Source organism: Undibacterium sp. Ji42W (assembly GCF_049340405.1).
Classification (GTDB): Bacteria; Pseudomonadota; Gammaproteobacteria; order Burkholderiales; family Burkholderiaceae_D; genus Undibacterium.
Map to the genome: position 1 here is coordinate 161017 of NZ_JBMPOV010000002.1, position 13676 is coordinate 174692.

Sequence of the window (13676 nt, forward strand, 5' to 3'; positions counted from 1 at the left end):
TAGCGTTTGCCCGTTTTTGCTAATATATTTACGGGATTATTTTTGACATGGCAATATTAGGCGATAGGTCTATCGTGTTGCTGAAATCCGTATTCATCACAGGGCTCCCCCATCATGGCAGACGTCACCACCATACTCAATACTGGCAGCAGCAAGAACCGCGTTGACATTGTCTTTGTTGCGGAAGGTTATACCTCAGCCGAGCGAGCCAAGTTCTTGGCGGACGCACAAAAATTTCTCGACAGTATGCTGGGTGATTCGAATGCCAAACTGAATGCACCATTCTCGTCGTACAAAAACCTGTTCAATGCCAGCGCCATTTTTGTCGCATCGGCACAATCAGGCACTGACCAGCCAAACCAGAATATCAGCGTCAATACTTATTTCGATGCGACCCAGCATGGCAGTGATGGCCGTTTGCTGTATGGTGACTTTTCCAAAGTGGATACTGTCGTCAACAGTGCCGTCGCCAGTAATGCGCATGAACTGGTGGTGGTGCTGGTAAATACCGCCTTGTACGGTGGTGCTGGCGGCTCCATCGCCTGGGCATCTGCCGGCAATTTGTCATCTGCTGAAGTGGTGCTGCATGAAATTGGCCACAGCTTTGCCGGTCTGCAGGATGAATATGTCGATACATCCATATCTAGCAATTACCCATTGACCGATCCCGGTTTCCTGGCCAGCCCCCATGTCACTGATTCGCTCAGCCGCATACCCTGGTCCGCATGGCTGGGCTACCAGGATGGTGATCTCGGTGTAGTTGGCACTTATCAGGGCGGTTATTACCGTAGCTCGGGTATCTGGCGCGCAACTCAGGATTCAAAAATGAATCACCTGGGCGTGGCGTTCAGTGCGCCCGAAAAAGAAGCCTTTGCGCTGAAATATTATGCTGCCATCGGTGACTATCTTGATCTGTATTCCAGCATACCTGGCGTTTATCAACCGTCGGTGCCGGATAGCAGCTTGCTGGCCTATACCTGGAAAATAGGCGGTAACACTGTCAATACCACAAGTAAAGTCTATTTTGATGCCTATGGCTCTGGTGCCTACAAGGCGGGTGCCAGCCTCAGCCTGACGACCATAGACAATACCGGCTACATACGCAAAAACCTCAACACCACACAGCAAACTGAAACCACCACGCTGGACAAAACTATCGTCAATGTCAGCGGTGCCGCCAGCAGCCTGAATGGCAACAACACTATTTTCCAGTTTGATGGCAGCAATAATACGATAGGCCTGAGTGCGCCTGAGTCTGTGCGTTATGACTATATTGATGGCGGTGCCGGTATTGATACGCTGGTCATCAGCGCCAAACTCGGCACAGGCGGTGGCAGTTATTTCGTCAATGAAATTGGCAATAATACTGTGTTACTGGGTAACCAGAATGCAGCGTACTGGGCTGCACACAATGTAGAGAAGATACAGTTCACCGACTACATCGTGAACACTACCGTGTATGACAATGCGCATACCATCAAGACTGGGGAATTGAAGGCGCTGGAAGAATTATATGTGGCCTATTTCAACCGTGTGCCTGATGCGGATGGCCTGGATTACTGGATCACTCAATTCAAGTCAGGCATGAGCTTCAAGCAGATAGGTGATGCCTTCTTCCTGGCGGCTGCGCAATTCCCGGCACAGACTGGTTACAGCGCCAGCCTCAGCAATACCGATTTCATCAATATCATTTACAAGAATGCCATGGGCAGAACCGATGGTGCTGATGCAGCAGGCCTCAAATACTGGCTCAATGAACTCGATACCGGCATACAAAGCCGTGGCTCCATGGTGAGTGCCGTACTGGCAGGGGCACGCGCTTTCACGGGTGATGCGACCTGGGGCTGGGTCGTCAATTTGCTCGATAATAAAATCAAGGTAGCCAACCAGTTCGCCGTGGAATGGGGCTTGAATTTCCTGACGCCTGAGGCATCCATCACCAATGGGATCGCGATTGCCTCTGCAGTCACGGCCACTGATACATCGGTAGCGATTGCACTCGTAGGTATTTACGACGGACAGATACAATTTGCCTGATCAACACCTTACATTTGGCCAGACACATCTGACCTTATAGCGCAATAACAAAGCCACCCCAGAGTGGCTTTGTTATTTGACGATACCGGCGTGTATCGTAGTCTGGCCATCACTCCAGAACACTTTTTGGACGATGGAATTAATCAACCATTGCCCACTGGATTTGCTCAAGCCAAATTGATACAGGCAATGCGTATGCAGGGTCTGGCCTTCTGCATTCTTGCGAAAAATGACAGTAGAGACTTTTGCCCTGCCAGTATCGCCGACTAATTCAATTTCAGTATTGCCACTCAGATGATGCGTCTGTAAGTCTTGCAGTGCGATACGGCGTAATTCTGCATAACGCTGATTGCTCATCTGCTCAGGTGCCGTACCGCGCAAGTCCGAGTAATCTGTATGAATGGAACTGGCAAGGCAGGCACTCAAGGCATCCCAGTCTTTCAGGTCAAAGCTATTGGCAAACCTCGCGAGCAGGTTTTGTATGGCATGCAGATCAGCACTCATAGAATTTCATTTCAAACTTATTTTTCAAACTTTATTTCAACATAGAAGAAACAACACCGACCAGTTCCCAGCCCAGGATAAGGTGCTGGTCAGCATCCAGATGCACGCCATCATATTCACTGCATGTCACAACACTGCCTGCATCAAAAAAATGACATCCCGCAGCGGCAGCCACTTCTTTATAAGCGTCGGCCAGGCCCTCACACTTTTCTTCACAACCAGCAAACTTGGGCGCAATCATGCCCTTGGGGTCATATGGCGACGGGGGAGCAACAATGAGTATGGGCGGGATTTGCATGCCAGGCTCTACCGGTGCCTGGCGTATGGTATTGACAATCACGGCCAGACCTTGCGCAGACAGCCAGGCATTATTCTGGTGCATGGACTGGAAATCATTTACACCAAGCATCACTATAACCAGCGACAAAGGCGTCAGGGTTTCTATACGCTGCGCCAGGCCCTGTGATCCATTGCGCCCTGGCTTGAAGGGGTCTTCCCATACGGTGCGGCGGCCATTCAGGCAATCTTCGACCACACGCACATGCTGGTCGGCGCTATTGAGGCCAATCTCCAGCACACCGGGCCAGCGTTCTTCAAAATTCAGGCGTTTGCGCGTTGTCGGGATCAAGCCCCAGGACATGGAATCGCCATAGACCAGTATGTGCCGCATGCTTTGCTCCCGATGAAATGTATGTTTGATCCGTATCAGACTTTTTTCAGATAACAGGCTTTCAACATGAAATTGCCTGTGTCCATTTTACAATCGACTTCATGGTCGCCGCTGACCAAGCGTATGCTTTTTACCTTGCTCCCCATCTTCAGCGTGGTGGACGAGCCTTTGACTTTCAAGTCCTTGATGAGGACAACGGCATCGCCATCTGCCAGCACATTACCGTTTGAGTCCTTGACGATGCGTTCATCATTATCGTTCACACCAGCGACAACCTGTATGGGCCATTCATGCGCGCAATCGGCGCAGATGTAATTGTCGCCGTCTGGATAAGTGTTTTCCATGGAGCAGACAGGGCAGACGGGGGAGTTTGACATGAACGACTTTCTTGATGCAAAAAGAAAGACAGTATAGCCGACCACCTGCCTGAAACTGGTAGTACCTGAGCAGATCAGTGGGTAGAGTCAAGAGAGTTGGCATCATTAAGCTGAGCAACCAAAGGGATTTGCATGACGAAACTGGTGCCTGCGCCCTCCTCGCTGTCTATGCGGATATCGCCGCCCAGCAAACTGGTGACGATGTTATAGACAATATTCATGCCCAGTCCGGTACCACCCTGCCCGAGTTTGGTGGTGAAGAAAGGATCGAATACGCGGCCCAGGTTTTCTGCGGGTATGCCCAGGCCATTATCATCAAAACGCAACTCGACCCTGTCTTGCCCAAGCAAGGTGGCGCTGATCCAGATTTGCCCATCAGGCTTGCCTTCAAAGGCATGCAGGATGGCATTGTCGACCAGATTGCAAATCACCTGGTCGAGCGGCCCTGGAAAGCTGTCCAACTCTATTTGTTCGGGTATATCCATGTTGATACGCAAACCCGCCTGGCGTATCTTGGCCATCATGGTGGCAATCACATCATGGCAAACCTTGTTGAGCTGGAAGCGGCGGCGCTTGGAACTGGCCTGGTCCACCGCTACCTGCTTGAAGCTGGCAACCAGATCAGCCGCATTGTTCAAACCATGTTCTATCAATTCACTGGCATGTTGTGCTGCCTGCAGATAGGCGGTCAGGTCCGAGCGGCGGATATTGCCATCGCCAATCTTCTGGGCAAATTCCTGGGTCTTGGCTTGCAGGGTGCTGGCCGTCAGCAGGCTATTGCCGATGGGTGTATTGAGCTCGTGCGCTACACCTGCCACCAGCGAACCCAGCGCAGCCAGTTTCTCACTGCGCATCAGATCATCCTGGGTATGGCGCAGCTCTGTGGTGCGCTCTGCGATATTCTGTTCCAGCAGCGCGTTGGCTTTCGACAAGGCGGTCTGTACTTTTTTGAGTTCAGTGATATCGGTATAGGTGGTGACAAAGCCCTGCAGCTTGCCGTTTTCATGGATAGGTCTGCCCTGCACCAGATGGGTATGGTCATTTGGCCTTACCCGCTCAAACTGGTGAGCCTGAAATTGCCTTGCCAGGCTCAGGCGGGTATTGATGAGCTCTTCTATATCACCGTCACCATACTCACCACGGGTAGCCATGATGCGCAATAAATCTTCAAATGGCACGCCCTGGTAGATCGCGTCTGGGTGATAGTCGAGAACATCGAGGAAGCCCTGGTTCCACAAATACAGTTTCAGTTGTTCATCAAACACGCTCAGACCTTGGGGCATGTGTTCCAGTACTGCCTTAAGGAATAATGATTGTTTATGAAATTCTATTTCTATGCGGCGTTTGGCTGTCACATCCAGACAGGTAGTGACCACGCCGCCACCTTCTACCGGAACACCACGCACTTCAATGATGCTGCCATCAGAACGTATACGTTCATAGGAATACGGTTGATCACTTTGTATAATGGCCATGAGATTGGCCAGTTTTTCTTCATCGCTGGCACTACTGAACTCACCGTATTCCCCGCGCTTGATATTAGCCTCGAATATCTCGCTGACCAGAGGTTGCCTGGCCTCGAACAAGGCAGCGGGCAAATCCAGCATGCGCAGCAACTCTTCATTCCAGGCGACGAACCTGAGATTCTCATCAATCAGGGAGACGCCGCCGGGGAAATTTTCAAGTAAAACACGCAACTTTTCATTTTTCTTGCGCGCCGTCAGCTCAGCCTGTTTGCGCTCAGAAATATCACGTACCGCAGCAATAATGCATCGCCTGCCATGGTCTTCAAGGAGATTGAGAGCGACTTCAGAAGTGAATAAATTACCATCAGCCCGGCGTGAAGCCCATTCAAAGCGCTGGGGCTGACCCGCCATGGTCAACTTTATGTAGCGGTTGGCGGCAGTCAGGGAATCGCGGCCATCAAATTGCGTGGCCGCAGACAAATCCACAGGGGCGCTGGAAAGCAATTTCGCTCTTGAAAAGCCAAACATTTTCTCAGCACTGGGATTGCAATCAATGAAGACCCCACCTTCCATGACCAGTAACGCATCCAGAGCCTGTTCTACCATGGCGCGGTATAAGGCAATTCTGGATAATTCCACTTGGCCTGGCATAGGCGTCCCCGACTGATTTAAAAACAGTGTCAACAGTGCTCTGCTAAAATACGGCGCATATTCGAGTATTCATCAAACCTGCCCAGACTACAAGCAGCAAATCCTGTGGGCAACAGAATAACAGTATCTGACGCAGTCGTGCCACTCAGCAATATAAACCCTGCTCTACGCCTGACCTCTCGTATTCAAGCAAATTGAAGCAAGCAATAAGAAGCGTCTTCTGCCGTCGCTATTTCCAGTTCACGCCAACCCAGGCCGCGGTAAAACACCATGCCGGCTTGATTGTTTGCTACACATTTGCGCTGCCAAGGAAATGCCAGATGCAAATGCTGCAATAAAGCCCGGCCAAGTCCCTGGTCCTGCGCGCCAGGGTGCACATATTGAGGGTGGATATAGGCATGCGCTTCCTGCACTGCCAGCAAGGCTGGCACATTGTCGCTGGCATCTACCGCCACCCGGATGGTTTCACCGCAGGAAACCGCCGTAAAATCAGGAATAGTCACGGGTGGGCGGATTTGCCATGCCGCTTCGATGATGCAGAGCTGGTAAATTTCCTGCAATGAGGCTGCACCTTGTCACTGGCAAGCCGTATCACAGTCAAGACTTACCCGCAGCTTGCTGGCTCAAGAACACAGTCAAGGTATCTTTTGGCGGCTGTTTGCCGATCTGGAACAGGATACGGCCAACGGCACCCCTATGATAATTACCGTGGGTCGCTACGTGCAATAACATCTCGCCGCGTGACAAGCAACCAGCAGTACCATCGACAAATGTAAAGCGTATGTCATCTGCAAATCTGGTTTCATGCTGTGCTGCGACATAGTCTATATACCAACGGTCAACATGCTGCACACCTTGCTGCAAATCAGCCAGTGTGGGTGTTTCTTTGGTGTTCAACGCAGTAAAGCCATGCAGCTCGCTTTGCAAGTTGGCGATAAAAATCTGGTCAACAACGTAGATGTGGTTGAGTATCCTTATTGCATCATGCAATTCACGCGCATGTTCGCCTGGCGAAACAGTACCCATGAGTTGATATAAGTCAGTATTAGCCCATGCTTTGTATTCGAACAAATTCAGTAAAAGTTTTTTGGTATGCATATGATTCCGTTGAAACGCACTTACTTGCGCATCGATAATGTGCTGCAAAACTACAGCTATTTTAGCTATTTATGCATTTGTGTGTTGGACGGGTCATTGAATGATACGGGCAAAAAAAAAGCCTGTCGTCTGGACAGGCATTCATAGTCAAGCGTGGATGTAGATCATCTAAAGCGACTTATTTTGCAGCTTCTGTCGAAGCTGTCAGCAAATGCAGGGGGCGCACTTCTTGCGATTTGGACTTTACCTCATTGATGGAAATAGTCCTGCCATCCAAAAACACTTGATAAGTCGAAGCTGAGCCGCCTGAATTTTGTCTTAGCGACATACGAGTCTTGCCATTGAGCTGGTAATCCACACCAGAGCCACCATGTACCGCGCGGTATTTGATGGTCTTACCATCGATACCGGCATTGAATGCGGCAGCCCCCTTCATCTTCAGCAAGATATCATACAAACCATCTGGATTTCTGCCCGCAAATTGCGCCATTTCCACTTCCACATCCTCACCTTCGAGGTATTTACCGTAAGGATTCATGACGACGGTATCAGCCATGGCAAACCCCACCATGGCGAATAAAAAAGACGCAGCAATCAATGGCTTTGGTAGTTTCAATTTTATTTACCTTTGGATGTAAGTGGCTTATAGACTGGCAATCAGCGATTCATAGCAATGCATACGCTGAATTTTGGGTCTGGCAATCTTACATAAATAAAATCAAAACTTGGATATAGGTAGAAATATTTACAAAATTTACATTTTTTACAAACTCATCCGGCATAGGCTTTATCGAGGTCGGCAATGATAATTTTCTTCATCTGGAACATGGCCATCATGACTCTTTGCGACTTTTCCTGGTCGGGATCACTGAGATAACGGATCAATGCTTGGGGTACAACTTGCCAGGACAGGCCATATTTGTCAGTGAGCCACGCACACTGGCTTTCCTGACCACCGCCCGCCAACAATTTGTCCCAGTAATAATCCACCTCTTCCTGCGTTTCACAATCGATGACGAAGGAAATGGCAGGAGTAAAACTATACACAGGCCCACCATTCAGCGCGACGAATTCTTGCCCCGCCATGGTGAACTTGATCGTCAACACCGTGTCCTTGGGCAGAGGGGCACCTTCGCCATAGCGGACTACATCTAGGATTTTTGCATCTTTGAAGATGTCGAGGTAAAAATGTACTGCTTCTTCAGCCTGATGATCAAACCAGAGGGTAGGGGTGATTTTTTGCATGATGTCGTCTCCATTTTAAATATAGATTCAAGAGGATTTACAAGCTACAGCCAAAACTCAATTCTGCATTGCTGCAATGCTGCATTATTGATCAATGATAACCAGGGTACCCCTGCTGCCAGCCGCAACCGCGTGCGGTGTGTGCGCAGGCACCAGATACAGCTCACCCGCTTTGACAGCGACAATCTCGCCGTGGATATCCAGATTCATTTGCCCGTCGATCACCAGCAAGGCCTCGGTAAAATCATGCGTTTCATCAGGATAATCGCATTCATCCATGCGCAAGACCTTGACTTGCGCACCACCGACCTTGCCCATGATGGCAGACCGCCAGGCGCTTGGCAAAGATGCCGCCTCTGAAATCAAATTTTTATGCAACATCTGTCTGCAAACCTCTCAATGACTGTCTTTTAAAGCCGGGTCCCAGTGCTCTGCAATCTTGCCATTTTCTATGCGGAACATGTCAAACCAGGTCGTTGTGTACTTCTTGCTGGCATCTTTGGGATCTGGCACGGTACTGACAAAGCTCAAAATCACTTTATCGCCCTCAGCAGTAATCGCCACCAGCGGCGCCTTGACCCTGGCCTGTATGTCCTTGGGTTTGACGAATTTGCTGAACAGCTCGACAAATGCCGCACGCCCCGTCCCTACACCGGGGTTATGCTGTATATAGGACTCAGCCAGATACTTGTCTGCCAGCTCCATATGCCCACCTTCAAACACTTCTCGCCAAAAGTCATACACCAGCCGCTTGTTCGCAGTCAGCCGCGCATCCGCACTGGACAACATGGCGTCATGATCAGGATTGGCCTGCACAGGCAGTTGCGCATGAGCAAGTAAAGGCAGGCTAAGGCAGGAAACCAGGGCAAAACGACGAAAAGAAATCAACATGAATGCTCCCTATAGGAAAAACATATTCTGCTTACCAACCTGCTGCGAAGTACCTCACAAATAATGCTACTTACCCGCATCACCCTTCGCAGGCTTGGCAACAGCCCCACCCGTTTGGACCTCAACAACCGCCCTTTGTTCATCCGCCTTCTGCTGCATCAACTGCGCCGCTTCTTTTGCCTTATCCAGCTGCGCTTTCTGCTCGGAAAGAAAATTAGCCGAAGCACTAGGCTCCACCTTGGGTTCTGGAGGTTTGTTACAGGCAGCAAGAATAGAAACGCAAGCTAAAACGAGAATGGTACGCATGAAATACTCCTGAAAGCCGCAGGCCGCAGCCATGACCAGATTAAATGTAGATAAGTATTCTAGCAATAAATAGCGCTGAGCAAAAACAAAGAAGCCCGGAAAGTTCCGGGCTTTGATAAATCACACGTATTGTTTGTTGCTGATAGCATTTAGCACTCGCGCGTAAGAATTATTGCGACTGCCACAAAAGTGATAGGTCACCATCTACAAAACCAACACTTACAGCGCGACTATGCAACAAGACTTTAGCTTCCATTTCGTCCTTGAGATAGGTGCTGATAAGAATTTCAATCCGGGATAAACAAATTTTCCATTCTGGACCTGAAAAAGACAAAGGTATATCAATTGCCCTTGTTTCTGGCTGCCACACTTCATCGCAAGCCCAGTCGGCGTCAGCAGAATCAAAACTTCCAGCGCCAATCAACTCAATGCCAAATTTCGAATTTTGATTTTTGGCATTTTCAAACAAATTAAATGAGTATGCTTTGATCTCAACTGAAGTAGTTTCTGCAAGAGATAATCCTAACCACACTTTGAAAACTGATTCGAAATCCATATAGGAATCCTCAAAATTTCATATTTGAACGAATGAAATTTCTCTGAACTTCGAAGGGCATCAAGAAATTCAATAGGCATCAAGTTTTACACAGGTGCGCGCAGCGCCGCCAGCAAACCGTATCCGTGGCGCGCTGAGAAATTCAATTCGCGGGATGCAACGCAGCTATGCGCCCGCTAATTGGCGCCCAGATTTTTCCGACTACCGTCAGGGAGCTTCGAAAAACCTTTTCATCGGGATGCAGAGCAAGGCGTAAAGCGCAGCAATACGTCGGTATTGCGAGCATTTACAACGCAGCTATGCGCCCGATTAAAAGGTTTTTGAAGCTTCCTACATGTTGCGTCGGTATTGTCCACCTACTTCGAAAAGTGCAGTAGTAATCTGCCCCAACGAACAAACCCGAGCCGCATCCATCAGTTTGGCAAACACATTCTCATTATTGATCGCCGCCTGCTGCAAAGCCGCCAAGGCCTGCAGTGCCACGTCCGCATGACGGCCATGGAAGTCCGCCAGGCGTTGCAATTGCGATTGTTTTTCTTCTTCAGTAGAACGCGCCAGTTCTATCTTCTGCGGCGTGTCATTGGCTTTCGGATTGCGGAAGGTATTCACACCGATGATAGGCAGAGTGCCGTCATGTTTCAGGTGTTCATAGTGCATGGATTCTTCTTGTATCTTGCCGCGCTGATAGCCGGTTTCCATGGCACCCAGTACACCACCGCGTTCAGCGATGCGTTCAAACTCCTGCATGACGGCTTCTTCCACCATGTCAGTCAGTTCTTCGATGATGAAGCTGCCCTGGATAGGGTTCTCGTTTTTCGCCAGGCCCCATTCACGATTGATGATGAGCTGGATCGCCAAAGCACGGCGTACAGATTCATCAGTAGGCGTGGTGATCGCCTCATCATAGGCATTGGTGTGCAGGCTATTGCAGTTGTCGTAGATTGCGATCAGGGCTTGCAGCGTAGTGCGGATATCGTTGAAATCGATCTCTTGCGCATGCAGGGAACGGCCACTGGTCTGGATATGGTATTTGAGTTTCTGGCTACGGTCATTCGCACCATATTTGTCACGCATGGCCACTGCCCAGATACGGCGGGCGACGCGGCCCAGTACCGTGTATTCTGGGTCCATGCCGTTACTGAAGAAGAAGGACAGGTTGGCCGCAAAATCATCAATGTGCATGCCGCGTGCCAGATAGGCCTCTACAAAGGTGAAGCCATTCGACAGGGTGAACGCCAGTTGAGAAATCGGGTTCGCACCTGCTTCTGCAATGTGGTAACCGGAGATGGAGACAGAATAGAAATTGCGCACCTGGTGATGGACAAAATATTCCTGTATATCGCCCATGACCTTCAAGGAGAATTCTGTCGAGAAGATGCAGGTGTTCTGGCCCTGGTCTTCTTTCAGGATATCTGCCTGCACCGTGCCGCGCACGTTCTGCAATACCCAGGCGCGTATCTTGGCGGATTCATCGGCAGTCGGTTCGCGCTTGTTATCGACGCGGAATTTTTCCATCTGTTGATCGATGGCGGTGTTCATGAAGAAAGCCAGGATAGTCGGTGCCGGGCCATTGATGGTCATGGATACCGATGTCGCCGGATCGCACAGATCAAAGCCATCATACAAGACCTTCATGTCTTCCAGCGTCGCGACTGACACACCGGAATTGCCGACCTTGCCGTAGATGTCCGGACGTATGGCTGGGTCTGCGCCGTACAAAGTCACAGAGTCAAACGCAGTCGACAGGCGCTTGGCATCCATGCCTTGCGACACCAGCTTGAAGCGACGGTTGGTACGGAAAGGATCACCTTCACCGGCAAACATGCGGGTAGGGTCTTCGCCTTCGCGCTTGAAGGCGAACACACCGGCAGTGAAAGGGAAAGAACCGGGCACGTTTTCCAGCAACAACCAGCGCAGGATTTCACCGTGATCGACAAAGCGTGGCAAAGCCACCTTGCGTATCTTGGTGCCTGACAGGGATTGCTGTACCAGGCGGGTGCGTATCTCTTTGTCGCGAATCTTGACGACATATTCATCACCAGCATAAGCAGCCTGCATGTCTGGCCACATGCTGATGAGTTTTTTGGATTCGCCATCGAGGCGGTTTTCACGGTCGGTAATCAAGTCATCAAAATCAGCAGACTTACCTGCGACTGACAGCATGCGCTTGCTTTCTTGCAGTTGCTGGCGTTCACGGGCGATCAAGACCTGCTTGCCGGTGTTCTTGTGATAGGCGCGTACCGTATCAGCAATCTCAGCCAGGTAACGGCTGCGGGCTGGCGGCACGATGACATTCTTGGCGCTGGAATATTTGACGCTGATGGCTGCCAGTTTGCTGGGCTTGGCCAGCAAACCACGTTGCACCAATGCGGGCAAGATGCCTTGGTATAGCGCAGTCACACCATCATCATTGAAGCGTGAGGCTTGCGTGCCATAGACTGGCATTTCATCTGGCTTCTGCGTCCATAATTCGCGGTTGCGCTGGTATTGTTTGGCGACATCGCGCAAGGCATCCTGTGCACCTTTGCGGTCAAATTTATTGATGGCGACAAAATCGGCAAAGTCCAGCATGTCGATTTTTTCCAGCTGCGATGCCGCACCAAATTCTGGTGTCATGACATACATGGAGACATCAACATGCGGCACAATCGCTGCGTCACCCTGGCCTATGCCCGAAGTCTCGACAATGACCAGGTCAAAACCGGCGACCTTGCAAGCAGCGATCACATCTGGCAGGGCTTGCGAAATTTCTGAACCTGCTTCGCGGGTTGCCAATGAACGCATGAAAACCTTGAGCTTGCCCTTCCATGGGTTGATCGCATTCATGCGTATGCGGTCACCCAGCAAGGCACCGCCAGATTTACGGCGCGATGGGTCGATGGAAATCAGGGCGATGTTCAGGTGGTCATCCTGGTCCAGGCGTATGCGGCGTATCAATTCATCTGTCAGCGAAGATTTACCGGCACCACCAGTACCCGTAATACCCAAGGTAGGTGTCTTGCTGGCTTTTGCTGCATCCATCAATTGCGTGCGCAATTCCGGCGCGACCTTGTCGTTTTCCAGCGCGGTAATCAATTGCGCCAGCGGGCGGTGTTTGTCGGCGATATCGCCTTGCTGCAATACTGTCAGCGACGTCGGTGCATAGCCAGACAGGTCACTGTCGCAAGCCTGTATCATCGACAAAATCATGCCCACCAGGCCCATGCGCTGGCCATCTTCAGGACTGAAAATACGCGTTACGCCATAGGCATGCAGGTCGGCTATTTCTTCCGGCACGATAACGCCACCGCCACCGCCAAATACCTTGATATGTGCGCCGCCGCGTTGCTTCAGCAGGTCTATCATGTATTTGAAGTATTCAACATGACCACCCTGGTAACTGGAAATGGCGATGCCCTGGGCATCTTCCTGCAGGGCCGCAGTGACAATTTCCTCTACCGAACGGTTATGACCCAGATGGATCACTTCTGCCCCATTCGCCATCAGAATGCGGCGCATGATATTGATCGAGGCATCATGGCCATCGAACAGGGAAGCAGCGGTAACAAAGCGCACTTTGTTAGCAGGTTTGTATTCAGTCAGGTTCTGGGCAACGGACAGGTCAGTCATGTCTTCCTCATCGGTCTTGTTTTATCACAATGACTATTGCTATTTAGCAAATTCTCATTATGTTTGGGTTAGGCTAAGTTATATGACGTTAACGTAAACGTCAATATGAAAATGTAAAACGGCGATCTGAGGCTGGGCGTGGCTTATGGCAGCAAAATGTCTGGAAAGCTTCATGAACATTGGGTTTTAAAAAATACCAACTATTCATACAATTACCAACATAAGACGACAGACGCCAAGCTGGCAAGCCAGGCTTACCGCCCGAC

14 protein-coding genes are annotated in these 13676 nt (G+C 50.3%); 1 reads left to right on the plus strand and 13 read right to left on the minus strand.

Going from position 1 to position 13676, the window contains the following annotated elements:
- The first annotated feature begins 114 nt into the window (after positions 1–114).
- Positions 115–2037, plus strand: a complete 1923-nt coding sequence (locus ACO0LG_RS04090; RefSeq protein ID WP_423023603.1) for a M64 family metallopeptidase — start codon at positions 115–117, stop codon at positions 2035–2037.
- Between the two features lie 72 nt (positions 2038–2109).
- Here ACO0LG_RS04090 and ACO0LG_RS04095 read toward each other — a convergent pair whose 3' ends face one another.
- The 13 genes from ACO0LG_RS04095 to icmF all read right to left on the minus strand — a co-directional run bounded on the left by ACO0LG_RS04095 (position 2110) and on the right by icmF (position 13410).
- Positions 2110–2541 (minus strand): nuclear transport factor 2 family protein, encoded by a 432-nt coding sequence (locus tag ACO0LG_RS04095; RefSeq protein WP_423023605.1) that lies wholly within the window; start codon positions 2539–2541, stop codon positions 2110–2112.
- Between the two features lie 31 nt (positions 2542–2572).
- The gene (locus ACO0LG_RS04100) at positions 2573–3211 is read right to left on the minus strand and encodes an SGNH/GDSL hydrolase family protein (protein ID WP_423023607.1); all 639 of its coding nucleotides are present in this window, start codon (positions 3209–3211) and stop codon (positions 2573–2575) included.
- A 35-nt stretch (positions 3212–3246) separates the two neighbouring features.
- Positions 3247–3588, minus strand: coding sequence for a zinc ribbon domain-containing protein YjdM (locus ACO0LG_RS04105; RefSeq protein ID WP_423023609.1), 342 nt, complete (start codon positions 3586–3588; stop codon positions 3247–3249).
- A 74-nt stretch (positions 3589–3662) separates the two neighbouring features.
- Positions 3663–5705 (minus strand): PAS-domain containing protein, encoded by a 2043-nt coding sequence (locus tag ACO0LG_RS04110; RefSeq protein WP_423023610.1) that lies wholly within the window; start codon positions 5703–5705, stop codon positions 3663–3665.
- A gap of 185 nt (positions 5706–5890) precedes the next feature.
- A complete protein-coding gene (locus tag ACO0LG_RS04115; protein ID WP_423023612.1) occupies positions 5891–6265 on the minus strand; it encodes a GNAT family N-acetyltransferase in 375 nt (124 codons plus the stop codon).
- Between the two features lie 37 nt (positions 6266–6302).
- Positions 6303–6803 carry a DinB family protein gene (locus ACO0LG_RS04120; RefSeq protein ID WP_423023614.1) on the minus strand — a complete coding sequence of 167 codons (501 nt, stop codon included), beginning with the start codon at positions 6801–6803 and terminating at the stop codon, positions 6303–6305.
- A 178-nt stretch (positions 6804–6981) separates the two neighbouring features.
- Positions 6982–7419 carry a hypothetical protein gene (locus tag ACO0LG_RS04125; RefSeq protein WP_423023616.1) on the minus strand — a complete coding sequence of 146 codons (438 nt, stop codon included), beginning with the start codon at positions 7417–7419 and terminating at the stop codon, positions 6982–6984.
- A gap of 155 nt (positions 7420–7574) precedes the next feature.
- Positions 7575–8048 (minus strand): VOC family protein, encoded by a 474-nt coding sequence (locus tag ACO0LG_RS04130; RefSeq protein ID WP_423023618.1) that lies wholly within the window; start codon positions 8046–8048, stop codon positions 7575–7577.
- Positions 8049–8132: 84 nt separating this feature from the next.
- Positions 8133–8429 (minus strand): cupin domain-containing protein, encoded by a 297-nt coding sequence (locus ACO0LG_RS04135; RefSeq protein ID WP_423023620.1) that lies wholly within the window; start codon positions 8427–8429, stop codon positions 8133–8135.
- 15 nt (positions 8430–8444) lie between these two features.
- The gene (locus tag ACO0LG_RS04140; RefSeq protein ID WP_423023622.1) at positions 8445–8939 is read right to left on the minus strand and encodes a nuclear transport factor 2 family protein; all 495 of its coding nucleotides are present in this window, start codon (positions 8937–8939) and stop codon (positions 8445–8447) included.
- Between the two features lie 66 nt (positions 8940–9005).
- Positions 9006–9245, minus strand: a complete 240-nt coding sequence (locus ACO0LG_RS04145; RefSeq protein WP_423023624.1) for a hypothetical protein — start codon at positions 9243–9245, stop codon at positions 9006–9008.
- Between the two features lie 169 nt (positions 9246–9414).
- Complete coding sequence (locus tag ACO0LG_RS04150) at positions 9415–9801, minus strand: hypothetical protein (RefSeq protein ID WP_423023626.1); 387 nt, start codon at positions 9799–9801, stop codon at positions 9415–9417.
- A 330-nt stretch (positions 9802–10131) separates the two neighbouring features.
- Positions 10132–13410 carry a fused isobutyryl-CoA mutase/GTPase IcmF gene (gene icmF / locus ACO0LG_RS04155; protein WP_423023628.1) on the minus strand — a complete coding sequence of 1093 codons (3279 nt, stop codon included), beginning with the start codon at positions 13408–13410 and terminating at the stop codon, positions 10132–10134.
- Positions 13411–13676 lie beyond the last annotated feature (266 nt).

What these genes read in the sequence shown, in the direction of transcription:
- ACO0LG_RS04090 (WP_423023603.1), top strand. Translation starts at nt 115, where the DNA reads ATGGCAGACGTCACCACCATACTCAATACTGGCAGCAGCAAGAACCGC.
- ACO0LG_RS04095 (WP_423023605.1), bottom strand. Translation starts at nt 2,541, where the DNA reads ATGAGTGCTGATCTGCATGCCATACAAAACCTGCTCGCGAGGTTTGCC.
- ACO0LG_RS04100 (WP_423023607.1), bottom strand. Translation starts at nt 3,211, where the DNA reads ATGCGGCACATACTGGTCTATGGCGATTCCATGTCCTGGGGCTTGATC.
- ACO0LG_RS04105 (WP_423023609.1), bottom strand. Translation starts at nt 3,588, where the DNA reads ATGTCAAACTCCCCCGTCTGCCCTGTCTGCTCCATGGAAAACACTTAT.
- ACO0LG_RS04110 (WP_423023610.1), bottom strand. Translation starts at nt 5,705, where the DNA reads ATGCCAGGCCAAGTGGAATTATCCAGAATTGCCTTATACCGCGCCATG.
- ACO0LG_RS04120 (WP_423023614.1), bottom strand. Translation starts at nt 6,803, where the DNA reads ATGCATACCAAAAAACTTTTACTGAATTTGTTCGAATACAAAGCATGG.
- ACO0LG_RS04130 (WP_423023618.1), bottom strand. Translation starts at nt 8,048, where the DNA reads ATGCAAAAAATCACCCCTACCCTCTGGTTTGATCATCAGGCTGAAGAA.
- ACO0LG_RS04135 (WP_423023620.1), bottom strand. Translation starts at nt 8,429, where the DNA reads ATGTTGCATAAAAATTTGATTTCAGAGGCGGCATCTTTGCCAAGCGCC.
- ACO0LG_RS04140 (WP_423023622.1), bottom strand. Translation starts at nt 8,939, where the DNA reads ATGTTGATTTCTTTTCGTCGTTTTGCCCTGGTTTCCTGCCTTAGCCTG.
- ACO0LG_RS04145 (WP_423023624.1), bottom strand. Translation starts at nt 9,245, where the DNA reads ATGCGTACCATTCTCGTTTTAGCTTGCGTTTCTATTCTTGCTGCCTGT.
- ACO0LG_RS04150 (WP_423023626.1), bottom strand. Translation starts at nt 9,801, where the DNA reads ATGGATTTCGAATCAGTTTTCAAAGTGTGGTTAGGATTATCTCTTGCA.
- icmF (WP_423023628.1), bottom strand. Translation starts at nt 13,410, where the DNA reads ATGACTGACCTGTCCGTTGCCCAGAACCTGACTGAATACAAACCTGCT.